The 25,815-nt window shown below is 59.5% G+C and carries 28 protein-coding genes and 1 rRNA gene; 19 read left to right on the top strand and 10 right to left on the bottom strand.

The window, feature by feature from the left end; translation table 11 throughout:
* Window positions 1-59 precede the first annotated feature (59 nt).
* The 4 genes from BLR35_RS13700 to BLR35_RS13685 all read left to right on the top strand — a co-directional run bounded on the left by BLR35_RS13700 (window position 60) and on the right by BLR35_RS13685 (window position 3,964).
* Window positions 60-1,421: an NAD-dependent succinate-semialdehyde dehydrogenase gene (locus BLR35_RS13700; protein ID WP_090383062.1), complete on the top strand. Its 1,362-nt coding sequence runs from the start codon at window positions 60-62 to the stop codon at window positions 1,419-1,421.
* A 1-nt stretch (window position 1,422) separates the two neighbouring features.
* Entirely contained in the window at window positions 1,423-3,162 is a 1,740-nt protein-coding gene (locus BLR35_RS13695; protein ID WP_244510252.1) for an acetolactate synthase large subunit, read from the top strand.
* 42 nt (window positions 3,163-3,204) lie between these two features.
* Window positions 3,205-3,513, top strand: coding sequence for a hypothetical protein (locus BLR35_RS13690; protein ID WP_090383059.1), 309 nt, complete (start codon window positions 3,205-3,207; stop codon window positions 3,511-3,513).
* A gap of 151 nt (window positions 3,514-3,664) precedes the next feature.
* Complete coding sequence (locus BLR35_RS13685) at window positions 3,665-3,964, top strand: hypothetical protein (protein ID WP_090383058.1); 300 nt, start codon at window positions 3,665-3,667, stop codon at window positions 3,962-3,964.
* A gap of 158 nt (window positions 3,965-4,122) precedes the next feature.
* On the opposite strand, the gene BLR35_RS13680 is transcribed toward BLR35_RS13685, so the two are convergent.
* The 4 genes from BLR35_RS13680 to BLR35_RS13665 form a co-directional block, all read right to left on the bottom strand.
* A complete protein-coding gene (locus tag BLR35_RS13680) occupies window positions 4,123-5,916 on the bottom strand; it encodes a ribosome biogenesis/translation initiation ATPase RLI (protein WP_090383056.1) in 1,794 nt (597 codons plus the stop codon).
* A gap of 104 nt (window positions 5,917-6,020) precedes the next feature.
* Window positions 6,021-6,326: a cupin domain-containing protein gene (locus BLR35_RS13675; protein WP_090384110.1), complete on the bottom strand. Its 306-nt coding sequence runs from the start codon at window positions 6,324-6,326 to the stop codon at window positions 6,021-6,023.
* A gap of 140 nt (window positions 6,327-6,466) precedes the next feature.
* Window positions 6,467-6,976, bottom strand: coding sequence for a hypothetical protein (locus BLR35_RS13670; RefSeq protein WP_139169298.1), 510 nt, complete (start codon window positions 6,974-6,976; stop codon window positions 6,467-6,469).
* A gap of 131 nt (window positions 6,977-7,107) precedes the next feature.
* A complete protein-coding gene (locus BLR35_RS13665; protein ID WP_170831035.1) occupies window positions 7,108-7,332 on the bottom strand; it encodes a cation transporter in 225 nt (74 codons plus the stop codon).
* Window positions 7,333-7,598: 266 nt separating this feature from the next.
* On the opposite strand from BLR35_RS13665, the gene BLR35_RS13660 reads away from it, so the two are divergent.
* Complete coding sequence (locus BLR35_RS13660; RefSeq protein ID WP_090383047.1) at window positions 7,599-8,081, top strand: metal-dependent transcriptional regulator; 483 nt, start codon at window positions 7,599-7,601, stop codon at window positions 8,079-8,081.
* A gap of 78 nt (window positions 8,082-8,159) precedes the next feature.
* On the opposite strand, the gene BLR35_RS13655 is transcribed toward BLR35_RS13660, so the two are convergent.
* On the bottom strand, window positions 8,160-10,055 hold the full coding sequence (locus tag BLR35_RS13655; protein WP_090383045.1) for a multicopper oxidase domain-containing protein: 1,896 nt from the start codon (window positions 10,053-10,055) through the stop codon (window positions 8,160-8,162).
* Window positions 10,056-10,218: 163 nt separating this feature from the next.
* Between BLR35_RS13655 and BLR35_RS13650 the strand changes: the two genes are divergently transcribed.
* The 6 genes from BLR35_RS13650 (at window position 10,219) to BLR35_RS13635 (ending at window position 13,989) form a co-directional block, all read left to right on the top strand.
* Window positions 10,219-10,722 (top strand): molybdopterin-dependent oxidoreductase, encoded by a 504-nt coding sequence (locus BLR35_RS13650; protein ID WP_090383042.1) that lies wholly within the window; start codon window positions 10,219-10,221, stop codon window positions 10,720-10,722.
* A 248-nt stretch (window positions 10,723-10,970) separates the two neighbouring features.
* Entirely contained in the window at window positions 10,971-11,123 is a 153-nt protein-coding gene (locus BLR35_RS21270; RefSeq protein WP_449289333.1) for a DUF7837 family putative zinc-binding protein, read from the top strand.
* Window positions 11,124-11,622: 499 nt separating this feature from the next.
* Window positions 11,623-11,877, top strand: a complete 255-nt coding sequence (locus BLR35_RS20340; RefSeq protein WP_139169296.1) for a HalOD1 output domain-containing protein — start codon at window positions 11,623-11,625, stop codon at window positions 11,875-11,877.
* A 194-nt stretch (window positions 11,878-12,071) separates the two neighbouring features.
* Window positions 12,072-12,446, top strand: coding sequence for a cupin domain-containing protein (locus BLR35_RS13645; protein ID WP_090383040.1), 375 nt, complete (start codon window positions 12,072-12,074; stop codon window positions 12,444-12,446).
* Window positions 12,447-12,655: 209 nt separating this feature from the next.
* Complete coding sequence (locus BLR35_RS13640; RefSeq protein WP_090383038.1) at window positions 12,656-13,687, top strand: DUF2249 domain-containing protein; 1,032 nt, start codon at window positions 12,656-12,658, stop codon at window positions 13,685-13,687.
* Window positions 13,688-13,689: 2 nt separating this feature from the next.
* Window positions 13,690-13,989, top strand: a complete 300-nt coding sequence (locus tag BLR35_RS13635; RefSeq protein WP_090383035.1) for a hypothetical protein — start codon at window positions 13,690-13,692, stop codon at window positions 13,987-13,989.
* A gap of 74 nt (window positions 13,990-14,063) precedes the next feature.
* On the opposite strand, the gene BLR35_RS13630 is transcribed toward BLR35_RS13635, so the two are convergent.
* The 3 genes from BLR35_RS13630 to BLR35_RS13620 all read right to left on the bottom strand — a co-directional run bounded on the left by BLR35_RS13630 (window position 14,064) and on the right by BLR35_RS13620 (window position 17,391).
* A complete protein-coding gene (locus tag BLR35_RS13630; protein WP_090383033.1) occupies window positions 14,064-14,537 on the bottom strand; it encodes a redoxin domain-containing protein in 474 nt (157 codons plus the stop codon).
* A gap of 62 nt (window positions 14,538-14,599) precedes the next feature.
* Entirely contained in the window at window positions 14,600-14,995 is a 396-nt protein-coding gene (locus BLR35_RS21010; protein ID WP_244510251.1) for a hypothetical protein, read from the bottom strand.
* Window positions 14,996-15,906: 911 nt separating this feature from the next.
* Window positions 15,907-17,391, bottom strand: coding sequence for a globin-coupled sensor protein (locus tag BLR35_RS13620; RefSeq protein ID WP_090383031.1), 1,485 nt, complete (start codon window positions 17,389-17,391; stop codon window positions 15,907-15,909).
* A 362-nt stretch (window positions 17,392-17,753) separates the two neighbouring features.
* On the opposite strand from BLR35_RS13620, the gene BLR35_RS20735 reads away from it, so the two are divergent.
* The 3 genes from BLR35_RS20735 (at window position 17,754) to BLR35_RS13610 (ending at window position 21,327) form a co-directional block, all read left to right on the top strand.
* The gene (locus BLR35_RS20735; RefSeq protein WP_170831034.1) at window positions 17,754-17,909 is read left to right on the top strand and encodes a PIN domain-containing protein; all 156 of its coding nucleotides are present in this window, start codon (window positions 17,754-17,756) and stop codon (window positions 17,907-17,909) included.
* 154 nt (window positions 17,910-18,063) lie between these two features.
* A complete protein-coding gene (locus tag BLR35_RS13615) occupies window positions 18,064-20,022 on the top strand; it encodes a 3-hydroxyacyl-CoA dehydrogenase/enoyl-CoA hydratase family protein (RefSeq protein ID WP_090383028.1) in 1,959 nt (652 codons plus the stop codon).
* A 165-nt stretch (window positions 20,023-20,187) separates the two neighbouring features.
* Window positions 20,188-21,327 carry an acyl-CoA dehydrogenase family protein gene (locus BLR35_RS13610; protein WP_090383026.1) on the top strand — a complete coding sequence of 380 codons (1,140 nt, stop codon included), beginning with the start codon at window positions 20,188-20,190 and terminating at the stop codon, window positions 21,325-21,327.
* A 200-nt stretch (window positions 21,328-21,527) separates the two neighbouring features.
* Here the strand turns inward: BLR35_RS13610 and BLR35_RS13605 are convergent, their stop codons facing one another.
* A complete protein-coding gene (locus tag BLR35_RS13605; RefSeq protein WP_090383023.1) occupies window positions 21,528-21,971 on the bottom strand; it encodes an SPW repeat protein in 444 nt (147 codons plus the stop codon).
* Here BLR35_RS13605 and BLR35_RS20730 point away from each other — a divergent pair.
* The 4 genes from BLR35_RS20730 to BLR35_RS13590 all read left to right on the top strand — a co-directional run bounded on the left by BLR35_RS20730 (window position 21,970) and on the right by BLR35_RS13590 (window position 24,587).
* Entirely contained in the window at window positions 21,970-22,113 is a 144-nt protein-coding gene (locus BLR35_RS20730; RefSeq protein ID WP_170831033.1) for a hypothetical protein, read from the top strand. The two genes, BLR35_RS13605 and BLR35_RS20730, sit on opposite strands and share 2 nt — an antisense overlap.
* Window positions 22,114-22,524: 411 nt before the next feature.
* Entirely contained in the window at window positions 22,525-22,860 is a 336-nt protein-coding gene (locus BLR35_RS13600; RefSeq protein WP_090383021.1) for a DUF7130 family rubredoxin-like protein, read from the top strand.
* Window positions 22,861-22,971: 111 nt separating this feature from the next.
* Window positions 22,972-24,039 carry a Cdc6/Cdc18 family protein gene (locus tag BLR35_RS13595; protein ID WP_090383019.1) on the top strand — a complete coding sequence of 356 codons (1,068 nt, stop codon included), beginning with the start codon at window positions 22,972-22,974 and terminating at the stop codon, window positions 24,037-24,039.
* 302 nt (window positions 24,040-24,341) lie between these two features.
* Window positions 24,342-24,587 (top strand): hypothetical protein, encoded by a 246-nt coding sequence (locus BLR35_RS13590; RefSeq protein WP_090384107.1) that lies wholly within the window; start codon window positions 24,342-24,344, stop codon window positions 24,585-24,587.
* A gap of 273 nt (window positions 24,588-24,860) precedes the next feature.
* Here the strand turns inward: BLR35_RS13590 and BLR35_RS13580 are convergent, their stop codons facing one another.
* A complete protein-coding gene (locus tag BLR35_RS13580; RefSeq protein ID WP_090383014.1) occupies window positions 24,861-25,058 on the bottom strand; it encodes a hypothetical protein in 198 nt (65 codons plus the stop codon).
* A 458-nt stretch (window positions 25,059-25,516) separates the two neighbouring features.
* Here BLR35_RS13580 and BLR35_RS13575 point away from each other — a divergent pair.
* Window positions 25,517-25,815, top strand: a 16S ribosomal RNA gene (locus tag BLR35_RS13575); the annotation flags it as partial.

Genomic DNA, 25,815 nt, shown 5'->3' with positions numbered 1-25,815 from the left:
GTTGTGCCGAGGATATTCGCGAGAGTCCTCACAACCGTTCGCCTGATATGTCCGAATAGATGAACGCTATCAACCCTGCAACTGGCGAACGAGTGGAAACGTACGAAATAGAGACGGCCGATGACGTCGACAACGCCCTAAAGGCCGCGAATGAGGCCTACGAGGAGTGGCGAATACGACCGCTCCGGGAGCGCGAACGTCTCCTTACTGAAGTGGCCGAGGAACTACGTGAGAACGACCGTACGTATGCAGAACAGATCACCCGCGAGATGGGGAAGCCGATCTCGGGGGCGCTCGCAGAGATTGAGAAGTGTGCCTGGGTCTGTGAGCACTACGCCGAACACGCGAGTGCGTATCTCACACCTGAGGGCCATCCGAGTCCACCTGGAGTAGACGCTCGGACTGTCTACGAACCGTTCGGTCCGTTACTGGCCGTCATGCCGTGGAACTATCCGTTTTGGCAGGTATTCCGCTTTGCCGTGCCAGCACTCACGGCCGGCAACGTCGTCCTATTGAAACACGCTTCCAGCGTCCCCGGTTGTGCGATGGCCATCGAGGACGCATTCCGGCAGGCCGGCCTTCCGGAAGGCACCTTCCGCACACTGTTGATCGATGCCGACCTCGTCGACGGCATTCTTGGGGACGACCGGGTTCGGGGTGTCACCCTCACCGGCAGTGGTCCAGCGGGCCGGGCGGTCGCCGCGACCGCCGGCGAACAACTGAAACCGAGCGTACTCGAGTTAGGCGGCAGCGATCCCTTCGTCGTTCTCGAGGATGCTGACGTAGAAGCAGCCGCCGAAGTCGGCACGCAGGCACGAATGCAAAACGCCGGCCAGTCCTGTATCGCGGCCAAACGATTTGTCGTCCACACGGACGTCCACGACGAGTTTGTGAATCGATTCGTGGCCGAAGTCGAGTCCCTGACTGTCGGCGATCCCATGGATGCCGAGACCGACGTCGGTCCGCTGGCAAGCGAGGCGTTTCTGACGGAGTTGCACGAGCAGGTCGAACGGAGCCTCGAGGCGGGTGCACACGCGGTGACCGGCGGCGAACCGCTCGATCGGGAAGGTGCGTACTATCCGCCGACAATCCTCACAGACGTTCCCGAGGGCTGTCCGGTCGACGCTGAGGAGACGTTCGGCCCGGTGGCAGCAGTCTACGAGGTCGCCGACGAGTACGAGGCGATCGAGAAAGCCAACGACACCCGGTTCGGGCTCGGGGCCAGCATCTGGACCGCAGATCGCAAGCGTGGCCGTCGACTGGCTCACGACCTCGAGGCGGGCTGTGTCTCCGTCAACCAGCTGGTGAAGTCGGACCCCCGCGTTCCGTTCGGCGGGATCAAAGAGTCGGGCTACGGCCGCGAACTCGCGGCGGACGGGATCACGGAGTTCGTCAACCGAAAGACGGTCTGGGTGGAGTGAGATGAGCGACCAGCGACTCGACAACGGCCCTACCGGGGCCAACGATCGACGATCCGACGTAGCGAACGGAGACGACTACCACCGATCCGACGAAACCGACATGTACGACGACCATCGATCCGACGACGCTACGAACGACGACCGTCACTCCGAGGGCGAGAGAAGCGCCGCCCAGCTCTTGGCGGCCTGCCTCGAGCGGGAGGGTGTCGACCACGTCTTCGGGCTCCCCGGCGAGGAGATGGAGGAACTGCTGTTCGCCCTCGAGGAGTCCGACGTCACGTTCGTCCCGACTCGCCACGAGCAGGGGGCGGCGTTCATGGCTGACGTGCATGGGCGACTGACGGGCGAGCCGGGAGTCTGTCTCGCTACCCTCGGCCCGGGGGCGACGAACCTGCTGACAGGCGTTGCCGACGCCCACCTCGACAAGAGCCCGCTAGTGGCGATCACCGCACAGGGGGCACTCGAGCGACTACATCGAGAGAGTCATCAGGCGATCGACGTCGTCGATACGTTCGAGCCAGTTACGAAATGGAATGCACAGTTGACCGACCCCGACGTCGTCCACGAGGCCGTCCGCAAAGCGTTCAAGACGGCGGCCCACGAGAAGCCCGGTGCGACCCACCTCGAACTACCGGAGGACATCGCCTCGCGGGAAACGTCTGCCGACCCGTTGCCCGTCCGGGATCGCGTCCACCCAACGCCGCCGGATCCCCTGTCGGTCGATCGGTTGCTGACCGAACTCGAGGCGGCGAGTCGCCCAGTCGTGATCGCAGGCAACGGAGCCATCAGAACGGGGGCGGCAACCGCCGTGCGATCGTTCGTCGACGAGACCGGAATTCCGGTCGTCTCAACGTACATGGGTAAAGGGGTCGTCTCCGACGAGTCGCCCCGATCACTGCTGACGCTAGACTCGGGTCCAGACGGCGAAGCACTCGAGGCAATCCACCGTACGGATCTTGTCCTCTCGGTCGGGTTCGATATCGCGGAGCACGACCCGGCCGACTGGGAACTGGGTGAGACGACGCTCGTCCACCTCGACACCGAGCCCGCGGAAGTCTCGGCCGTGTACGATCCCGAACTCGAGGTCGTCGCGAACATCGCCTGGACGCTCCGGGAGGTAACCGACCGCTGTCGGGCCGACGGGCTCCCATTCGAGACGGAGTGGTACGAGCCGCTACGGGCGTCAATCGTCGACGACGTCGACCGAACACCGGCCGCCGAGGAACCGTTTACCGTGCGCGGCGTACTCCCGGTCCTCAGGGAGGTGATGGATCCATCGGATGTCCTCGTCTCGGACGTCGGAAGTCATAAGATGGACATTGCCCGTGCGTTCCCGACGTACGAGCCGAATACCGTCGTGATCTCGAACGGTCTGGCGTCGATGGGGATCGCAGTTCCGGGGGCGCTGGCCGCCGATCTCGCCGTCGACGAAAACATCGTGACGGTGACTGGTGACGGCGGTTTCCTGATGAACGCCGCAGAGATCGAGACCGCGACACGACTGGACGCTGAATTCACGACCGTCGTCTTCACCGACGACGACTACGGCCTCATCTCGAGCAAACAGCGAGCCCATACTGGCGAATCGGTCGGCACCGAACTGACGAACCCCGACTTCGTCGCGTTCGCCGAGAGCTTCGGTATCGACGGCTACCGACCGACGACACGAGAGGGACTCCGCAAGGTACTCGAGGACGCCGTCGGAGACGGGATGTCCCTAATCGAAGTCCCGCTCACGTAGTGCCTGTCGAAGCCATTCGAACACCTTCACGACACACTGACGATGACCCATCTCCGCGTTCGAGCCAACGGACGGAAAAACAGCCAGGTCACCGGCGAGGTGAAACGACTCCTGACCGAATGGTTCGCGGACCACGGCGTCCCGAACGTCGACCGCAACGTCGTCTTCCACCACTATCAGGAGGGGAAGTTCGTTGCTGTCTCCGACTTCGGAGTACCGAACCGGGCAGCATTCGAGACAGCGTGTACGACGCTCGTCGACAACCACCCTGAGAGCCGACGCACCGCCGATGACTGCGTCTGGGCTGCAAGAGCGTGGCTCCGCGAAGAACTGGCTACGACCGAGGCGTGACCGATATCCTCGTAGTCAGTTCACAGATACGGCGGTCCGTCGTTACGACAGCTCGTATACGAAGCTGCTAGAACTGTGCCTGGCGACCTTCAAAGGAAACTGGAATATATTCGTCAGAACGACCATCGCCTTTCCTGTCGAATTGTCTCCTATGACGCAATCCAATTCCATCCCCGAAAACTGGGAACTCGAGCTCGAGCAAACGACCTACGACCCGATCATGGAACGAGAGTACACGAGGATCGCGTACACCCACGCCGATCGCGACGTAACGCTCCGAGTCAGCGACGTCCATGAGCCGAACAGTTTCGGCGGTTGGGGGTACTTCGTCCGTGTCAATGGGAGTGAATCGGCTGAACTCGCACTCGTCGAGGAGCTCGAGGAGGCCAGGTCGATCGCATTCGAGTACATGAAAGAGACCGACGAACAGGTCGCGACGCCGGAGGCGTAGGGCGGAGGAGGACTGACGATCCGTACGAAAGACCGCGACCTCGTTGCGGGAATCTGTAATCGCTGCACCTCGTTTAAGGGCGTTGCCGAGGCCGTCGAGAGCGAAGGCACTGACCATGCACCCGACGTGGCAAGGTTAGTCGACGACGGGTACGAGATTCACCCCGTGTAGTAGTACTCCCCGGAGCGTTTCTGTTTTCGGTCGAGCTGGCTCCCGGGTTTGTTGACTCGAGGTCGGCCAGTTCGCTCGTCCCGGCGGAATGTCACGCCGAGCGAAGAGAGGAAGTCGTTCATCCCCTCACGCATGGGCTGTGGTGCGGTTGCCTCCCCGTACGTCCCGGATTCGCCGTCGAAGACCACCAGTCGATCCGAGACGCGATTGAGCAAGAAGAGGTCGTGGTCGATCACGAGCAGCGGCCGGTCACGCTTTCGGGCGAACCGACGAAGCTGGTCGGCAACTGCGACACGACGGTTGACGTCGAGAAACGCCGACGGCTCGTCCAGGAGGTACATATCCGCCTCACGGGCGAGACACAGCGCTACTGCGACCCGCTGGAGTTCGCCACCGGAGAGCGCAGAGAGCGGACGATCGAACAGCGTCTCGAGATCGAACGGCTTCGAGACCTGCGTCTCGAACGCCTGCGAACGGACGTCGGCAACCTTCACGAACCGTTCCCGGACCGTCTCGTCGCCGTCCGGAGCGATGTACTGCGGTTTGTACGAGACGGTCGCATGATCGGGGACGGTCCCAACGTCGGGTTCGATGCCCCCAGCGAGCAGTTTCGCAAACGTCGTCTTCCCGAGGGCGTTCGCTCCGACGATCCCGATCGACTCGCCCTCGTGGGCAGTGCCGCCCTCGACGGACAGCGAGAACTCTTCGAAGCCAACCTCGAGGTCCGGATACTCGAGGACTCCCTCCTTCTTGGGGATTGACCGCTCCCGTGGCCCCGGAAACGAGATCGATTTCTTCCTGATCTGTACGTTTTCCTGCTGGAGCTGACCCTCGAGGAATTGGTTGATACCTTCGCGGGACCCGAGACGCTGGGAGACGACGCCGAAATCACCCGGCTCCCCGTAGGCAATGTAGATCCCGTCAGCGAGGAGGTCGAGTGTCGCGAGATCGTGTTCGACGACGACCGCTGCGGCCCCCATCTCGGTGATCCGGTCACGGATCGTCCGGGCGACGCTCAGTCGTCGTTCGACATCCAGAAACGACGAGGGTTCGTCGAACAGGTAGAGGTCGGCGTCGGTCGCCAGCGTAGTCGCAATCTCGAGACGTTGGCGCTCGCCACCCGAGAGATCCCCCATCCGCCGGTCGAGAAGCGGCGTCAAATCGAGTTCGTCCGAAATTCCGTCAGTTCCGTTCGAGCACGCGGCCAGCCGCTCCCGAACCGTCTCGTCTGCGGCCGCCTCGTCCACGAGCGCCTCCACTCGCTGCCGTTTTGTCGCCGTCGTCACGTCTCCGTTACGAAGCTGCTCGAGGTGCGTCTGGAGCGTCGTTCCGCGAAAGGAGTCGACCGCCCGATCCCAGTCGGGATCTTCCTCGAGTCCGAAGTTCGGAATTATCTCCCCGGCGAGGACCCGAAGTGCCGTACTCTTCCCGATCCCGTTGCGCCCGAGCAGGCCGATCACGGCCTCGTCCTCGGGCATCGGCAGCTCGTAGAGCCGGAAGCCGTTATCGCCGTACTGGTGGACGAGCTGGCCGGTTTCGGCCGGAAGCGGCACGATCCGGATCGCGTCGTTGGGAATCTTCTTCTCGATCAGCTTGTGCTCGCGCATGACGACGGCGTCGTCGATATGTAACCCCCCGTCATCGGTAACGTGAAACCCCTCGCGCCCCGATCGGTTGAGCGGATCGTACTTGACCGCGATGTCTCTGACTTCGTCGGTGACTTCGTCCTGATCGATGATCGCGACGTACTCTTGCTCCTGGATGTCGGTCGGGTCTGTCATGGATTAGTGCGAAGCCGTGTTTCGTTCTGGTTAGCGTTCCGTGCGACCGACGCGGCGAACTGTAGGGCTTGTCGTCCGCCTGGTTCGCCGTTCAAAGGAGAGAGCTACGCTGACTCCTGCTGTGCCAAGACGATGAGTGCTGTACTCGGCTCGAGGGCACGCGGTGCGATGTCCTGATCGCCATCGAAGCGGGCGACGTCGCCCGCAGTGACCTCGTGGGTGTCGCCGTCGAGTTCCAGTTCGATTTCGCCCTCAAGCAGGTGGAAGACGATGTCACGTCCCGGATGCGAGTGGCGATCGACCGCTTCGTCCGCCTCGAGTTCCAGCCGGATCGTCTTCGGTTCCGACGTCGGGAAGACGTTCGCGTGAGGGGTGCTTTCCAGTTCCGAGAGGGATTGAATCGTTGGCATACGTGGCTCACGTACGCGTTCGCCACTCAAAAGCAGGATGTCGAATACGTTTGTCTCCATATTGATATGGGGGTCGAATTCCGTGGCGGTCACCAGTTCCGAACCCTGTTCGAAGTCGCTGAAAGACGAACGGAAGAGAACTATCGTTCAACGATAGAAAGACACACACAGCTGACACCACTAACAACCTTGAGTTTGTAGTCTGCTGTTTCCTCATCGATCGTCACGTCACTTGCAGTGTTGCAGAGCGCCTCACGACACACTCGTTCGATCTCTGCAGCTGTGATCGCGTTGTCGGTCCCGGGGACCACCCGTACTCGCAGTTCGACGCTTCCTCCGTCGGTCAGTGATGCCGCCGCGTTCGCACACAGCCGTTCGATTGCCTCAAGTCTCTCGCCGTCAACGGCCGATATCCGATGAGCGACCCGAGCGGCGCGTTCGACATCGTTGATCCGGCGTATCGCATCTAGTGGTAGTTCGTAGTCCGAATCGATCAGGATGGTCCCCGCCGTGTCGTCGGAAGCGGAAGCGATCGATACCTCGGTGAATAGATCCCCGTAATACTTCTTAAGCGTCGAATCGACGTACGCCTCGGTTCCCGGCTTCGTTTCGACGAGATACGTGTTGGTGTTCGATGTAGAACTGGTCATGGTGGAATCGTGTCGGTTCCCTGGTCGCGTCGGTCTCGATCCCGGTTTCATAGCTCGACCGGGAACGTCCTGGATGGTCCCCTTCCGGACGGCATCGAGCCACATGTCCGTCGCCTCGTCGGACGAAGCGATCACGGTCGGGGCGTGTATCCCCACGCCTCGAACGTCATCTCGAGTTCGGTCGGGGCTACGATATCGGGATCGTAATCGATTTCGACCCGTTCGGTCGATTCGTCGACGTCGATCTGTTCGACGCCGTAAGTCGCCTCCAGTACGTGTTCGATCGTGTTCGCACACGATTCACAGTCGAACATCGCGTCCCGTACTCGAATACGAACCGTGTTGCTCATGGACATCACCATCCTCGTACGTATGTATATCATCTATTCACGAATCGTTACACCCGAACACGTTTCGGAGTGCGCTTATACGGTGATTGACACCGCCATCTCGGTAGCCGAACAGAGTATCGTCGATCCCCTTGGAATCGACGGAAGACGTCATCACAACTACTTAATAGAACATCCGTTCGACGACTGGAGAGCCCAACCCTATGTCTCGTTTCTCCGAAGGTATTCGGGAAACGAAACTCCCGGATTCCCGCACTACATTGGATCGAACGATGGCCACAACACATTCGTCGACGGATATCGGTGGAGGAACTCCCATCCCCAAGTCGCTAAACGAGACCGAAGGCAGGTACTTGCTCTCCATTTACTGGCTCTCGAGTCGGAACGACACCCGCGTCCGAACCGGGGAACTCGCCGCCGAACTCGGTATCGAACCTGGAAGCGTCACCGAAATGGTGACGAAGCTGTCAGCGACCGATCTCGTCCACCACAAGAAGTACGACGGCGTCAAGACGACCGCTCAGGGTACGGCGATCGCCGAATCGCTCGCGTGGCGACAGTGCGTCGTCGTGTCGTTTTTCGATCGCGTCCTTGGGTACGAGATCGACGGTCAGACCGCCTACCGGATCGGGTTCAGTCTCCCATTCGAAGCAATCGAGAGGTTGGAACGGCAGGTCGATTCTCCGCGTGAGGACGCGTGTCATCGGATTCGGCCCGAGTCGGGGAGTTGTTTCGTCACCGCCTGTGCCGAGTGAAGCGGGCGGTTCCCGTCTCGCGGTCCACGACTCCAGTATGTTGCCCGCTCGTAGCGACAACCACGGCCCAGTAAGCGGTTACTCGTCGTCGGGTTCTGTTTCGCTGTGTTCCTCCGTTCCGTCGTCGGGCACAGCCTGCTCATCACCATCGGAACCGTCGGCCGGCAGCACCCGGTAGGGGCGCATCATGTCATAGTCCTCGTGTTCGACCATGTGGCAGTGCCACATGTACTCGCCCGTCTGGTCGTTGAACACGCCCTCGTATTCCCCGAAGTGAACGACGATGTGGACAACTTCGCCGGGATCGACGGACACCACGTCGTTCCAGCCCAGATCGTACGGTTCGGGCGACTCGAGTTCGGACGGATCGACGCCGTCCTCCGAGGAGTCGTAGTCGGAGAGCGGCTCTCGACCCAGCACTTGGAAGTGGACGAGGTGGAGGTGCATCGGGTGAGACATCGACGTGTTGTTGGCGATGCTCCAGATCTCAGTCTCCCCGAGCGTAGGTTCCTCGGTCACAGGATCCTCCAGATTGTATCCCTCCGGTTGGTCTTTCGTTCCGAGACGGTGTTTCATCCGTCCGTGCTCGTCGGTGTCCATGGCGAGCGTGAGGTGTCTGTGAGTGTCTACCGACTCGACGGGAATCTCGGGAACCGTCGTCAATTCGTCCGGGAGTTGTGTTGGGTCTGTATCGGCGTCCTCGTTGGTCCCCTCGACGTCGACGAGCATGATCTCGGGTAGCGGCTTCATGTGGTCGTCTGTCCGCGTCCCACGGTACGGCGTCGGTGCGTCGTTGTGGAGTAACAGCGTCTCCCCCGCGTAGTCGCTGAAATCGACGACGATGTCGGCTCGCTTTCCCGGTCCGATCTCGAGACGATCGTCGAACTCGACCGGCTCGGAGAGGAGACCGCCGTCGTTGCCGACCTGGACGAACGACGGGCCGTCGTCGCCGACCTCACTCGATTCTTCGTCGTACTCGACGAGTTCGAGGTTGTAGTAGCGACTGTTCGAGCCGTTGAGGAGCCGGAAACGGTACTTTCGTGGTTCGACCGAGAGCCGCGGCCAGGCTTTTCCGTTGACGACGGGGACATCCCCATAGAATTCCGGGACGATGCTCGGATCAGGGTGTGAATCGTGTCCGCGTCCTCGCTCTTCCGAGACGGCCGACGGATAGAACAGCGAGCCGTCCTCGTTGAGGCTCCGGTCCTGGATAGCAAGGGGGACGTCGTACTCGCCATCGGGGAGGTCGAGTTGTCGCTCGTGATCGCTCCGGAGCAAATAAAAGCCCGCGAGACCAGCGTAGACGTTCAGCCGCGTGATGCCGATCGCGTGGTCGTGGTACCACAGGGTCGCCGGCGGCTGGTCGTTGACGTAGTAGTAATCTTTCTTCTCGAAGACGGGGCCCGTCTTCTCGAAGTCCCGGGTAAACCAGCCCATGGCCTTCCCGTCACTTTCGGACTCGATGTTCCCGCCGTGGAGATGTGTGACGGTTCGAACGCCGTCGATATCGTAGGGGATCATCTCCGGGTGGACCGTCGTATCGACGGGCAGAAGATGCTCGTCGGGCAGGTCGTTCTTCCAGCGCACGTAGATTGGCTCTCCCTGTTCGGCTTCGATCGTCGGGCCAGGGGTGTGACCTTCGTATCCCCAGACAGTCGTCGGCGACAGGTCGCTGTGCAGTTCCTGCTCGAACTCCTGCATTTCGATCTCGTAGTACGGCTGTCCGTTCTTCGTTCCCGTCGGCTCTACGACTCCCGGGCGTGGTACTTCGTCGATCCACTTCTCGAGGTCTGGTGACGAGTGAGATGCAACAGTTGCCGGCTTCGCTTCGGTCTCCGATGGTGTTTCGTGCGTGTTAGATGGATTCTCGTCCGTCGTACAGCCCGCGAGGGCCGAGACACTCGCTACACCTGAGGCCAGAAGGAGTTGTCGTCGTGAGACTGACTTCCCGGACCTCTTCGTGCGTTCAGGCATATGGGCATATTTGAAAGACCTGCAAATAGTGGGTCGTTGAGATTCTTACCTGCCGGGAAACGCGGAGAATATGTTCGCCCAAAAACTAATCCACGTAGTCTCGGACGGGGTCGAAATATGTTCGGAACCAACCGCTTACGCAAAGCCGTCGTAGAAGGATTTGATGAATGACCTCAAACCACACGGTGTTCCTGAGGACGTCGATCCCGCCGAATGGACGCTTCGTATCAGCGGTACGGTCGATCGATCGGTCCGCTTCACTCTAGACGACCTCGCATCCTATTCCTCCGAAACAGCAGCCGACGACTTCGCGTGCGCCGAGAGGTGGGTTGCCGAGGGGCTCTCCTGGTACGGCGTCCACGTCGGAACACTGCTCGAACACAGCGAACCGACAGCAGAAAGCGAGTACGGCCTCGTCCGTGCGATGGACGGCGAGTACGCCTGTTCATTCCCGTTAGCCCGACTATCAGACTCCATCCTCGCGCTCGAACTCGACGGCGAACCGTTACCCGTCGAACACGGTGGACCGGCCCGGCTCGTTCCGCTCGATGATGACCGGGACTGCTGGGAGAGCATCAAGTGGGTCTCGGAGATCGTGATCGACGAGAGTCCGTTCACAGACGCCGATACCGCGAAACAACTGGCATTGTCTCGAATTGAAATGTGAGAGGCTCTGTTGAATTTCTCTTCTTTGGACACCTGTTTCTTCGGTCGCTCAACGAATCTACTGGCGACGGCTACTTCGGAATATACTAGTGAAGCGGAGTCTCGAGTCCTGATATTTGTGATTTCAGTTTCACTGTAGTTGGATTGCATATATCCCGCTCTGGGTTCGATACTGATTGTAGAAGGGCAGACACACCACACCCTGTCGGAGTCACACGTAATTCCCCTTCCACACCAGTTTCAGAACCCATGTCCACAACGAATTCACTATCTCTCGGTACATACCCGTTCTGTCCCGCCGAGATTACGACAACCAACGTGTTCCTCGAGTACGAAACAGCGACGGGACCGGCAGTATACGCCGAGTGCCTCGAGTGTCGAGACGACGTGAACCCACAATAACCGCCGTAGCATGCTATTTGAAGAGATGAGCCGGTTGCTGGTCCGGACAACCCAGACAGAGGTCGTATGCGAGTGCCGACGCTGCGGAACCACTGTCGAGAGGGATACCGAGACCTGTCCGGCATGTGGCGCAGACGCGATCGTCCAGCACCGGATCTCTTAACCTATGTCAGGAGAATACGACCGGGCCCTGGAGATTGTGGCGGAGAATCTGGGAGCCACCGTCGACGAAATCATGGGCTTGGCACATGGTCCTACCATGATAAATGCAGAGAAGGAGTGCAGCACGACGACCTCATTTATTTCACACCGAAAACCGAGACTTTGGGAGGGTTTGCATCTACTCAAACCACCGACTGAAGCTGTAACTCATTAAGGAATTCAACAGAGACATCAGTTCAAGTCAGGACTAAATCGACAGGTGAAGATCATGAACAGGTTCGGGCGGTGGACTATGCATCTTCACCGCTTATGAGAAGTCATGGGTGATTTTGACACAATGAGTACCTCAGTTTGCGCTCAATACGATTGGTCAACTGCTGAACCGAGTATCGCCATCGTCGAAGCTATTGCTACCCTCGAAAATATTGATCCGCTCGACGTGTCTATGTCACTTGACTGCACCTTGTTTGATCATATTAACCCAGATGCCCTCGATACACTCATCACTGATGACAAACCAATCTCGATTTCGTTTGCTCTCGATGAGTATTCGATTCGAATGGATGAAGACGGTTTGGTCGTCAGCCAGTAGTACGGTTTCTTCCAGTGGTCTCCGATCAGTCTGTACGTATAGCGAACGAATAGTTCAGTTCAAATGGAGTTGAAAGACAGCATTCGAATCGTTCTATGGCGCCATCTGCGGAAAGAATAGTTCGTCGTAGCCGGGAATCGAGAAAGAAAATATTCGGCACAAAATAGGAACCCGTCGAGTCAGAACTGTCCGGCATGCCGGCAACGACCATCGGCGACGAGCGGACGTACGACGACGATCAGTTCACCACCCGAGAAATTTCCCGAACCGAACGATCGAAAACCGTCTGTGGCTACTTCGAACCCGGGCAGTTCATCCCGGTTCATTCCCCCGACAGCGACGTCACGATCGTCGTCCAGTCAGGATCGGGGATCGTCCGTGACGGTAACGAAGAACACGACGTCTCACCGGGATCCCTCGTCACAATACCGGCCGGACAAGATCGCGGCATCCGCGCCGATGACGAGCGCCTCGAGGCCGTACTCGTGGTCGCACCGCCGCCGACTGACGCCGAACACGATCCAGTTCGACGCGGTCTGCAAAACGACGAGTTCGAACCAGAGCGGTGATCGACCGGGACGGTACAATACTTCATCTCGTTCCCTACGAACCGAGTTCGTATCCATCCTAATATCGCTCCAACCGACGGCTGCAGGGATGGACTCGGCGATACGGCTCCGTCTCTCGGAGGATCACTAGTCGTGTTTTGAGGCCCGTCCCGAATCGCTTCGGCACAGGGGACATCCGCTCGTACTGAGTATTCGAACCAACGACGAAAATGACCACTGAAATCGACCTTCGCGAGCAACCTGTCGACGAGTATCGAACGTACCTCTTCGAGGTATTGAACGACGCCGGGGCCGGGGACACCTTCGAGATAGTCGCCGAGGAGGACGTCGATCCGTATCTGGTCCGCTACCAGCTCGAACACGACCGTGCGCTCGAGTGGGAGTACGACCATCCCGATGCGGAACCGCGGAAACTCCAGTTGAGCGTCGGCGATTTGCTCGATGGAGAATTCGGGACGATCGACGTTCGAGATCTCAAGCCACAGCGTCGCCACGAAGCCCTGCTCGAAATTTTCAACGGATTGGATGCCAGCGAGGGGTTCGTGCTCGTGAACGATCACGACCCCAAGCCACTGTACCACGAACTCAGTTCGATGCATGGCGATGTAGTCGGCTGGGAGTACGAGAATAAAGGTGACGGGGAGTGGCGCGTCGAGATCGAAAAGACCGGCGAGTCGGAGGCCGAGGACGGAGATGTCGTCACAAGCTACGACGTGCGCAAAATCCCGAAACAGGAACGGCATCCGACGATTCACCACCGGTACGGTATGATTCCCGAGGGCGGGACGATGGAGATTATCGCGCCGCACGAACCCCGACCGCTCCGCCAGGAGTTCCAACAGAAGTACAGCGACTCTTTCGAGTGGGAGATCGTCGACCAGAAGCCGGGGGAGTGTCGCGTCCACATCACAAAACGGGGTGAAACCGACAACGCCGAGACCGACGACGGATCGACATCGCTCGAAATCATCGAGGAACTCGATGTCCGCGACCTGCCGCCGGCCCAGCGCCACGAAAAGATCTTCGACTCATACGCCGACTTGACCGGTGGAGAAGGGTTCGTCTTGGTGAACGACCACGATCCCAAACCGCTATACCACCAGTTCGACGCCGAAGCTGGTCCGGAGTTCCGATGGGAATACCGCAAGAAGGAGCCGGGTGAGTTCCGGGTCCTGATCGGGAAAACCGAGACGGCGGCCGCCGCGTCGGAACCGACTGAATCCTCTGGCCCCCCGTTCTAAGCATGAGCGAACGTACTGACGTGGACCACGAAACCGGCATTGCCGTGACCTTTCATCCGCAAAAGTGGACCGACACCTCGGCACAGGCACACGAGTGGAACAGAAAGCAGTTGATCCCCGCCCCGGAACGCGACCCGGTGACCTACGTCGTCCCACTGGCGGACGGGACCGACGAAGCGGGAACCGTCTACCCGGACGAATCATACGAGGCGAACCAACTTCAGGATCATCCAGAAGCCCCGACGTGGGTGCAGGAGTGGGACGACCCATACTACGTTACGACGGAACTGAACGAAGAGTGAACTAACCGATCGGCGGCAAATCCGCCGCCAGTGAGGTAGCCTTTTGTTCTTGGACGTACGATTTCGGCCGAATGTCAGGCCGATCCGACAGCCTCGAGTAAGTCATCGTAGGGCGGTTCGTTCGTCGGATCGTCGGCAACCCATCGATACGAAATCGTACCCTCCTCATCGAGAACGAAGACTGCCCGGTTCGCGATGCCGTAAAGGCCGAGGTCGGGGATATCCGTCTCGACGTCGTAAGCGTCGATCGCCTCACGGGCCATGTCGCTGACGAGGTCGAACTCGAGTCCGTGTTTCTCGCGGAACGCGCCCTGTGAGAACGGCGAATCCGCACTTACTCCGAGGACCGTCACGCCAGCGTCCTTGAACTGCTCGTGCCGTTCCTGCAGGGCGACCATCTCGTTCGTACAGGGCGGTGTGAATGCCCCGGGGAAGAACGCAAGGACAACTGGACCGTCCCCGAGGTGGTTCTCAAGGTTGAACGATTCGTGGTCGCTGGTGCCGACCGTCGCCGTGAACGTCGGTGCAGTGTCTTCAGTCGTTGGCATGCGTTTTTTGTTGTACAAATAACAGCATAAGTGTCGTCCCGAACGGTCGGCGCTCGAGACGGTTACTGCAACATGAACCGGCCCGTGAGGAGATACAGGTACCCGAGGCCGCCGAGCGCGGAGCAGACGATCCCGACGGATCGAATGGTCGAGCCGTCACCGACGATACCGGCAGTCTGAACCGTAACACCCACGGCCAACAGACCGATCGTCGCTGCGACACCGCGGGTCGTCGCACCGGGGAATCGCCCGGTCGTAACAGGGAAGAACTGGTAGGCGTAGCCGACGATCGTCAGCGGGAAGAAACCCCCGAGGATCAGGGTCCAGTGGAGAACTGTCGTGTCACGTAATCCGTCGCCGATAGCCAGCGGAAGTGCGACCGCGACGGCGGCGACACCCGCGAGTGCACCACAGAGGATGCCGGTAAGTTCGACGCGGGATCGATCGGTGGAAATCATAACAATGAGGACCACAAGAAAATAGCTGCTCATCGCGACAGTCCCCAGGATTCCACCGACTGTGAACCACGGGTCCTGCCAAAGGAACGTTCCTAACAACACCGGTGCAACTGCCCCAGAAAAAAAGAGTTAGCCAAACGAGGAACCGTGGCGGCGTCACGTGATAAAAGCCGATCAACAGGCGTGCACTAAGCGCATAGACAAGTAACGCACCGAAGCCGACGGCAAGGTAGTGATGAACCTGTGTCACTGTAACCGAACCAACCTCGAGTACGGGCGTCACCGCGACTAACCCAACCGTCCCGACCAGGAGATAACAGATCGCAATCGGCAACGTAGCGGTCGCAAGTTTGGTCGAACGCTGTGGGCGATCGCCGAAGCGAACGAGTTCGCTCGGATTCGACACGAAGACCGGACCGACCGTCACGAGCAGTGACCCGACGAACGTCGCGACACCCAGCGCCCAGAGGACTGCACCGACAGTGAATATCGTCCCGATTCCGTCACGAACCCATCCGAGAACCAGCAACGGAACACCGATGTACGCGAGAACGAAATGGAGACCAGCGAGTCGGTAATCGACAAGCGTCCGACCGAAATACGGAGGCAACAAGAGATAGCCCATTCCGAAGATCATCGGACAGACGAACCCGAACAGCCCGATGATCACAGCTACTCGAGGGTCACCACCGAGTGAGGCCGTGAACAAAAAGCCGAGAAACGATAGTCCGCTCACGATCGTAAAGCGCTGTGTCCATCGCCGAAGTCCAGCAGAACCCTCATCCATTGTCGGTAGGATCACAATGGTACTGTCGCATCAAATACGTTGAGCGGTACATATTCCGAGTTGTCGACGGAATGTAACCAGGCGACAATATAGGGGGTCCCGACCGAATGTTACCGAGAGTTCACTACTTATCTACGAGTTGAGCAACGGTCTCGTTGATTTCGTCGATTTTCTCGGCCTGCCTCGCGTTGGCAGCTGCGATTTCTTCGATTTTGGTAGCGACGCGCTCCGATTGTTCGTAGAGGTCGTCAGCCATCGTCGCGACTTCTTCTGTACTATCCGCCTGATCGTCGGTAGCCTCGGAAACCTCCCGTATGCCAGCACTCGTTTCCCGAACGGCGTTTACGATTTCGTCGAGCGTCTCCATCGATTCGGTCACCTGATCGATTCCTCGCTCTACTTGCTGGGTCATCTCCTCGAGACTCGACACGGTCTCGGTCGTATCCGTCTTTATGCCATCGACCAATGCCTCGATCTCGCCCGCGTTCTCCTGTGATTCCTCAGCCAAGGACTTCACCTCATTTGCAACGACAGCAAATCCATCTCCTTCTTTACCAGCGTGTGCAGCCTCTATCGAGGCGTTGAGTGCCAGCAGATTCGTTTGATCGGCGATATCATTGATTACCTCGACGATTTCGTCGATTTCATCGACGCGATTTTCGAGTCGTGTGATATCGTCTTTCACATCAGCGGTCGACTCGTCGACCTGTTCCATGACCCCGATTGCTTCCGTCGCTGATTTTCGTCCCTCTTCTGCAAGGGTTTCGGCATTTTCACTGGTCGCGGCAACCTGATCCGTCGTCGCTGCGATCTCTTCGATCGTCGCAGACATATTTGCGACTTCAGACGAGACATCTTCGACAGCATCCGCTTGAGAGCGAGCGAGATCACTGATCTCGTCACTGTTATCAGCTACGTCATCAGCACTCTCTTTCACATCTGTAACATTCGTCTCGACCTCATCAGCAACCGCTTGTTGACGCTCGAGTTCCGCTTCGAGTTCCTGATTGGCTGACTGAATGTACGTATCCATCACCACCTGCTGGTCGAGATTAATCAATTTGAACAGCGCCATGACGTACTCGAGCGTCTGGTCCACTGTCTCGTCGATCGAAAGAGAGTCCTGTTTCGATCGTGATTTCATTTCGTTCCCGATCGCTTCGACTAGCCCCCCGAAATACACGCTATATGCGCCGAGATAGACCTCAGGACCAAGTCCAAGCATATCGTGAATCCGCCCAATACGAGCTCGTTGGTCGAAATACTGCTGCCCATAGGATCCACGGCCAAGATCCGTCAAATACGACGAGTGGGCATCTTTTAATTGGTCGAATCCTTTTGTGGACCGGTCGAGATAGACTAGTGCCTCCTCGTGCTCGTGGACGTGCGCCTCTAATCGATCTGGAAGATCCGTTGCTTTGGTCTCGATTAGATCACTAATCTCTTTGAGTGCTCGTTCGTCGGCCTTCTCGAAGTTGGTAAACGATTTCCGCCACTGGATTTCGTTACGATCGATGCCGAGTTCCGTTGTGAGTAATGAACCATCAATACTCTGACGACGTTCGGCATCAACCCGTATATCTCCGTGAGTAGGAATTGTATTCTGCATATCGGTATCTGTGACCGTGACAATCTTAATACTCTGTTAGAATATGTTCCCTCTCCAGCCTATATCGTAACTATACTTCGTCTGTTCAGCCATGACTCCACGTTCAGTGGACGAAGGAGCAACACTCGCTTATTTATGCCCGCCAGCGCCCGGCGTTCTTCTACGAACGGACGCGAAGAGCCAATCCTGTTGTTCTAATTTGACCTCTCCAGAAGAAAGTTCGAGGCGCTCGAGGTGATGGACGAGCTCACCAATGAGAGCGGACTCATAGAGCGTGACGCTCGGGAAATCGCGGACACAATCGACGTAAGTGGACGCAAGCGCGTCGAAAGAGGATTGGAGTAGACGCACGAACGAGGGTGGTGATCGACGCCACCGTCGTGATTTCTGTACCCATCGCGGATTCGAAAATGTGGGAACTCGTCGTCACGCTCGAACTGGATCTCTCGATGCCTGCGTTCGTTTACGACGAACCCGAGAACTACGAAGGCCTGACTGACCCGCTTAACACGCCCTAAATCGTCGAACCTGTCTCTTTACCCCACACAATTTGTTAACGAAATTCGGACTGGGGGTAATAGAGCATATCTTTGGAAGTTCTATTGGGTTAAATACGAACGTCTGTAGCGAACCTCCGGTGGAATTATACCGATAGCGGACGCACCCTTACCCATGTCAGTTGACAACATCGACCAGGTAACGGTTCTCGGTGCCGGAAACATGGGTCACGGGATCACGGAGGTCGTGGCCATGGCCGGCTACGACGTCGTGATGCGCGATATCGAACAGGAAATCGTCGAAGACGGCTACGAGGACATCGAGTGGAGCCTCGAGAAACTCGCCGAAAAGGACCGCCTCGAGGAAGAGCCCGAAGGAATCCTCGAGCGAATCGAGACGGCGGTCGACCTCGAGTCTGCGGTCGCGGATGCGGACCTCGTCATCGAGGCTGCGCCGGAGAACTTGGAGATCAAGCGGGACATCTACGGGGACCTCGAGGAGTTCACCTCGGATCATGCGATTCTGGCGTCGAATACGTCGTCGCTGCCGATTACGGACATCGCGGAAGCGACGGATCGGCCCGAACAGGTCGTCGGAATGCACTTTTTCAACCCGCCGGTGAAGATGGACCTCGTCGAGGTCATCTACGGTGAGGAGACGACTGACGAGACCGCGGAGACGACCTACGAGTTCGTCGAGTCGATCGGGAAGACGCCGATCTACGTCCGCAAGGACGTCCGCGGGTTCGTCGTCAACACGGTCCTCGGGCCGTTCGGGGACGAGGCCGCCTGGATGGTCAGCGAGGGCGAGGCCGGTATTCGCGAGGTCGACGCTACGATGGTCCACGAGCGGGGGTACCCGATGGGGCCGTTCGAACTCGCGGACCTGACCGGCATCGACGTCGGCTATCACGTCCGCAAGGAGGCCGGCCAGCCGATCCCGCCGATCACGGAGGAGAAAGTCGAGGACGACGAACTCGGTCAGAAGACCGGGAAGGGCTACTACGACTACGAGGACGGCGACGGAGCCGACTACGGTCACGAGGACGCCTCCGAGGAGTTCGACTGGCTCCGCATCGAGGCACGGATGATAAACCGGGCCGCCGAACTCGTCGGCGACGACGTGGCGACCCCGGACGCCGTCGACACCGGAATGCGTCTCGGCGCTGGCTTCCCCGAGGGGCCGTGCCGCCGCGCCGACAAACTCGGACTCGAGACGGTTCTCGAGAAACTCGAGGAGCTACACGAGGAGACCGGCGAGGCGCGCTTCGCGCCGGCCGACTATCTCGTCGAACGCGTCGAGGCGGGCGAGACCGGCGAGGACGCCGGCGCAGGCTTCTACGAGTACGGCGACGACGGCGGTGACCGCGAGTACCGCAATCTGAACGTCCTCCGGGACGACGAGGTGCTGGCGATCGAACTCGACCGTCCCGAGCGGATGAACGCCCTCAGCGAGGACCTGATGGACGAGATCGAGCACGTCCTCGAAACCGCCGACCTCGAGACGGTCCGGTGTGTCACCTTCGAGGGGGCCGGCGACCGCGCGTTCTCCGCCGGTGCCGATATCGGTGGTTTCGCGGGCCTCGAGCCCTGGGAGGCGGGGGAGATTACCTCGATGTTCGAGACGGTCAACGACTTCCCGCGGCCGACCATCGCCAAGGTCGACGGCTACTGTCTCGGTGCCGGCCACGAACTCGCGCTGGCCTGTGACATGCGCATCGCGACCGCAGACTCGGCGTTTGGATTCCCGGAGATCACCCTGGGACTGCTCCCTGGCGGCGGCGGTACCCAGCGCGCGATCCGCATGATCGGCGAAGCGCGCGCCAAGGAACTCGTCTTCCGCGGTGAGCCCATCGACGCCGAGACCGCCGAAGAGTGGGGGCTCATCAACCGCGCCGTCGAGGACGACGAGTTCGAGGACGTTTGCGAGGAGTTCGTCGGCGACATCCTCGAGGGGCCGCCCGTCGCGCTGGACTTCGCCAAGAAGGTCATGAACCGCGGGCAGGACACGGACCTCGAGGCCGCACTGACGATGGAAAGCCAGAGTTTCGGGCTGTTGCTCTCGACCGAGGACGTCATGGAAGGGACCGCCGCGTTCGCAGCGGACCGCGACCCCGAGTTCGAGGGTAAGTAAGACGCGAGCCATCGGCAGGGGACTCCTCTCGAGGAGATCCGGTCGGTATCGTACAACAGTAGATCTTACTCTACACTAGTTACCATCGTTTCTTTATAATGGGATATAACTTCCATCGTTTGTTATCGTCGAAGGTATTTTGTAACTCTCGGTCGAGCGTTCGATATGGCCTTCAGTTTGTCAGACGAGCACGTCGCGATTCGTGACGCCGTCCGCGAGTTCGGTGAGAACGAGATCAAGCCCGTCGCAGAGGAGTACGACCGCGAGGGGAAGTATCCCGAAGAGATCCGCCGGAAAGCCGCGGAGTACGACTTCGTCGCGCCGAACATTCCGATCGAGTACGACGGCGCGGGGATGGACAAACTCTCCTCGACGATCGTCACCGAGGAACTGTGGCGTGCCGATCCTGGAATCGGGAGCGCGGTCGGTAGCGCCGGCTTCGGGACGAACATGATCGTCGAGTTCGGCGACGAGTGGATGAAAGAGGAGTGGCTTCCCAGGATCGCCAACGGGGAGTCGGCCTCCTGTTCGATGATCTCCGAACCCGCACACGGCTCGAACGTCGCCGGCATCGAGACGGTTGCAGAGGAGGACGGCGACGGCTACGTCATCAACGGCAACAAGATGTGGATCACCAACGGCACCGTCGCCGACGTCGGGGTCTGCATGGCCAAGACGAATCCGGGCGAGGGTCACCGCGGCATCACTGCATTCCTCGTCGAGATGGACACCGATGGCGTGACGACCGAAAAGATCGACAACAAACTGGGAATCCGCGCGTCGGACCTCGCTGAGGTAATTCTCGACGACGTCCGCGTCCCCGAGGAGAACGTGATCGGCAAGGTCGACGGCGGCTTCTACCAGCTGATGGAGTTCTTCGCCACCGGACGGACCAGCGTCGCTGCCCAGGCCGTCGGTGCCGCACAGGGAGCACTCGACGCCGCACTCGAGTACGCCAGCGAACGCGAGCAGTTCGACCAGCCGATCGCGGAGTTCCAGGCAATCCAGCACAAACTCGCGGAGATGGCGACGAACGTCGAAGCGGCCCGGTCGCTGACCTACCGCGCCGCGACGCAGGTCGAAGAAGGCAACCAGGAGGTCGCGGCCCAGTTCTCGAGCATGGCGAAGCTGTTCGCCAGCGAGCACGCGGTCGACGTCGCCGACGAAGCGATCCAGGTCCACGGCGGCTCCGGCTACGTCACCGATTATCCGGCCGAACGCTACTACCGCGACGCCCGGATCACGAAGATCTACGAGGGGACGAGCGAGATCCAGAAGAACATCATCGCCGATCAGCTCCTGTAATCCATCAGACAACGGATCGACGGACGCTCACGACGCCGATGGGACTGAACTGTCGTCTCGCGAGTCCGTGATGGAGTCCGTCGAGGTCATCCATTATCGTCCACTGGCGTGAGATTCGAGGAGGCTGTTACGAATCTTTCACTGCCGATTCGAGGGCAGTCTACGTTGATCGAAAATGAGAGTCGCCCGCTGCCAGCCGATTACGTACGAGCGGTGGCGCGTTCGGGCGTGTCAGCCTTGTTGTTGGCATAGGCGTTGTAGGCGGCGAGGAGGGCGACGAGCGCACCGGTGATCGCCGTCCCCGTCGCGAGTTCGTTGCTCCCCATTTCGATGACGAACGGTGAGGCGAGCACCCACAGTCCGAGCAGGATCGTCAACGACGCGACGCCGACGCTCGCCAGGCGGTCCTTGCTCATGCGATAGAAGTTGTACCCGCCGGTAAGGAAGATCGCCGTCCCGACGAGGGTGTCGTTCCAGATCGCCGCATCCGTCGCCTCGAAGATAAACGGCGACGCGACCAGGTACAGCCCGAGTACTGCGATGAGCGCGCTCAGCCACTGCATCGTGTCCGTGTTGAGGGCATTTCTGTTCCGCGCAGTCTCCGGATCGGCCCCTGGGTCAGTGTCAGTTGGTGTTTCACTCATGGGTACCACCACCGCCAGTACCCGCCACCTGCAGAAAACGCCGACGCCTGCAACCGTCGGTAGCGTCGCGCTCGTTCCGTTTTCTCGAGACAACCTACTCAGCGGTACCGATTTGCCCATCGCATGGCCCCATCCCGACTGATTCGGCACATTGTTCTCCGTCTCTTCCTCGTCGCGTGCCATCGGTCGCGAGTCGTCGGCGACTCCCCGTCGTCCGCGCAGGACAGTTGTGGTCGTCGCTGTCGTCGACAATCTCGTGCCCGTCGTGCTGAGCTACCGGGTTCGACCGCCGTTCAGTTCGATGATCTCAACGACCTCACCTGGGACCAACCGAACCGGTTCGAATCGGTCGTTGTTCCACCGGCGAGTGACGAAACACGACTCGTAGTAAAATACAATATATCGCTACATTCGGCCTCTCAAACGTGTTTGCGCTCTCTTCTTCTACCTGCGTCTTTTAGTGTGTGGTGTCGTAGCACAGGTATGGTCGGTCCCCCGATCCAGCATCCGACCTGACGAGAACCGAGCACGAACAGCGCAACACTATCCACCCATGAACGAACCCAACGAAAAATACGGCGGGCCGAGAACAGAATCGGGACGAACGCGCGACTCGATCGATTTCGGAGAGAAAGTCTACGACGAACACGGTGACGAACTCGGAACGGTACGAGGTCTGGAAGAAGACGGCTTCTTCGTGACCACGCGCGAGGGAATGGGGGCACTCAGCGTCGAGCATTCCCGTTCCGGACACGACTTTGGTGAGGCTCACCTCATGTGGCGGTGTACGGACTGTGGCGAGATGGGGAAGATCGACGAAGGGCTCCCGGGGACGTGCCCGAACTGCGGGACCGAGAAAGAAAACCTGATGTGGTGGACCGAGGACTGATCGCCGCCCTCTGACTCGAGGGACTCGCCTTCCAGTTCACACGACGTCTCCCGCTCTCGGGATTCGGAACGACAACCAGCGTTTTTAGGGAACGTGATAGTATTCGAACGCATGATCGCTGATCCCAGGGCGTTCGACGACGGGTACGACGGCGTCGAACTACTCCATCGCGAAGGCGAGATGCGAGACCTCTTCGAGCGAGTGACGGGATCGGTTGGGAGCGGCGACGTACTGATCTCCGGGCCGAGCGGCGTCGGCAAGACGCTGTTCGCCCACAAAGCGCTGGATCGACTCGAGACGCGACGGCCGATCCACCGCGTCCACGTCAACTGTCTCGGCAAGACCACCGCCGGCATCCACCGCGCCGTCCTCGAGGCCCACCCGAACGGCCCCGAGACGGTCCCCCGAACGACCGCGACCGACTCGGTTCGGCGAAAACTCCATGATGCGATCGACCGCGAGACGGTCGTCGTGCTCGACGAGGGAGACGACCTCCCCGAGACCGACGCCGTCGGCGACTTGCTCGGCTTTCGGGACGTGACGCTCATCGTAATCACCCACGACAAGAAACGGTGGCTCTCGCGACTCGACGTCGACGACGGCCACTCGTTCGACCGCGGCCACGTCAAACTCGAGCGCTACGGCATCCCCGAACTGACCGAAATCCTCAGACGGCGTGCCCGCCAGGGATTCCACCAGCCCGACGTCGTCTCCGGAGACCAGCTTCGATACATCGCCGACGGCGTCGCGGGCGTCGCCCGCAACGGCATCCAGTGGCTCTGGGGTGCCGCCACCGTCGCGCACGAACGCGAACACGTTACAATCCATACCGACGACGTCCGGGACGGCAAAGAACGCGCGTGGCGTCGCGTCCGCGAATTGAACCTCGAGTCGCTTCCCACCCACCATCAGGTGCTGTACGCGATCGTTCACGAGGCCGGCGAAATCTCCGGCGAGAAACTGCACGACCGCTACGACGAGATCAAAGACGACGTCTATCGAGGCGTGCCCGCGTGCCCGATCGGCGAACGAGCGCGCCGCGAGAAGTTCCCGAAACTCCGGGAATACGACCTCGTCGACTACGAAGGCTCGACTCGAGACCGGACCTACTGGGTGGTCGACGAGAGCGTCACGCCGCGACTCGAGTTGTCGTCGTCGGCCGACCGTCTCCTGTACTGAGGCTCCACGAAATTCCGTCCCCCCCCAGCCTGCCGATCGTTCGACGATGCGCTTGCCTTTCGGAATTCTAAATCGGTTTAACGGTACTCCCGATCCACATATCGAACGTGGCCCATCAGATAACCAGATCAGATCCAGCAGAATCGAAATCGCGACCGTTTGAGCAGCGACGATTCGGCGATATCGACCACTCTACCCGGCCAAATCACCGAGAACGTCTGTCCCAGCAGATTGTGCCTCGATCGACGCCGCAGTTCCCCGTTCCGCCGTCCGCCGGACCCGACGAAAACTACCGAAACACCATGTCTACCAGAGATTCACTCGAGCGAACCGGTGCAACGCTAATCCTCTTTGGCGTCTGGGCAGCGATCGTCCTCGGACCGATGTTCTTCCCCGAAGCCGACCCACCACCGCCGGAGATTCGATTTACGACGACCGCCGTCGCGTTCCTGGTAATCGGACAAATGTGGAACATCGACTTCGAGAGAGCCATCGACGGGATCACGATCTCGATCGAGGATCGGCCCCGGAACGATGACGGTGATTGATCGAACCGATATCTCGACCGATCTCGAGGCGAGTTCGCGACGTTGTCGATTCGTACGCTGGCTCGACAGCCACTGTCTCTCGACGGACGTCTTCGCTGTCGGCTCGGGATCGGTTCCAGTGAGTGCAGTAGCCGACGTCGTCGGACTCCTCGAGTATCTCGTTGGCCGGTCGCCCCCGATACTCCATCCCGATATCGCTACGCCCGACGTAGATGTCCTGCGGGACGATGCTATCGAACGGCAAAGAAACCGGTACCGGACTGTTCGTTCCGATCACGTGGAGTCCACGCGTCGCGTGCGCGTTATAACGTACTGTAGGCGTCGATGATTTTCTGGACCGTTCGGCGTCGCGGCGTAGACCGCAGCGTACGCGTCACTGGCCTGCTTCTCGAGGAATTCGTCGTGGTCGATGGCCGCTTCGGTGTCGAACTCGCTGGCGAGTTCGGTAATCGCGGGGAAGTACGATTGCAAGTGAATCCTCCGGCCCCGACGATTGCTATTCGGACCATCCCGTCGGGATCGACTTCCTGCTGATTTCGCCGTGTGAACTTCTGGAAGCAGGGTTTAGACCATACTGACTGTACGGGATCCGGCGGCAAGGTCACCCGTTCGATATCGATTGACTGTCTGTATGGAGATGATTTAGAACGAAATATTACCTGCGTGCGGATTCGGGAAATTGTGTGTTACTCACTACCTCTGGAGTCCCGATTCAACGGCCTTAAGTAGTGGTCGGGGATTATGGAGTAATACGAAGGAGATGAGGATTCCACCCCTGCGGTCTTCCGTACAGATGGGATCTGATGTTAGCCTCGACAGTTCGGTGACGCCCAGTCGACCGCTCGATTGGCGTCGTCGAACGTGGACTCAAAATTATGGTGTGACTCTTTGCAGTCACCCGCCAGACCTCCCCCGTATGGGGGAAGAGCATTCCGGTTGATCCTGCCGGAGGTCATTGCTATTGGAGTCCGATTTAGCCATGCTAGTCGCACGAGTTCAGACTCGTGGCAGATAGCTCAGTAACACGTGGCCAAACTACCCTACAGAGCGGGATAACCTCGGGAAACTGAGGCTAATCCTGCATACGGCTCTCACGCTGGAACTGCGGAGAGCTCGAAATGCTTCGGCGCTGTAGGATGTGGCTGCGGCCGATTAGGTAGACGGTGGGGTAACGGCCCACCGTGCCAGTAATCGGTACGGGTTGTGAGAGCAAGAGCCCGGAGACGGT

Origin of the sequence: Natronobacterium texcoconense (assembly GCF_900104065.1) — an archaeon.
Lineage (GTDB): Archaea > Halobacteriota > Halobacteria > Halobacteriales > Natrialbaceae > Natronobacterium > Natronobacterium texcoconense.
Note: the sequence above shows the minus strand (reverse complement) of the source record. Positions and strands in the feature narration are given on the sequence as shown.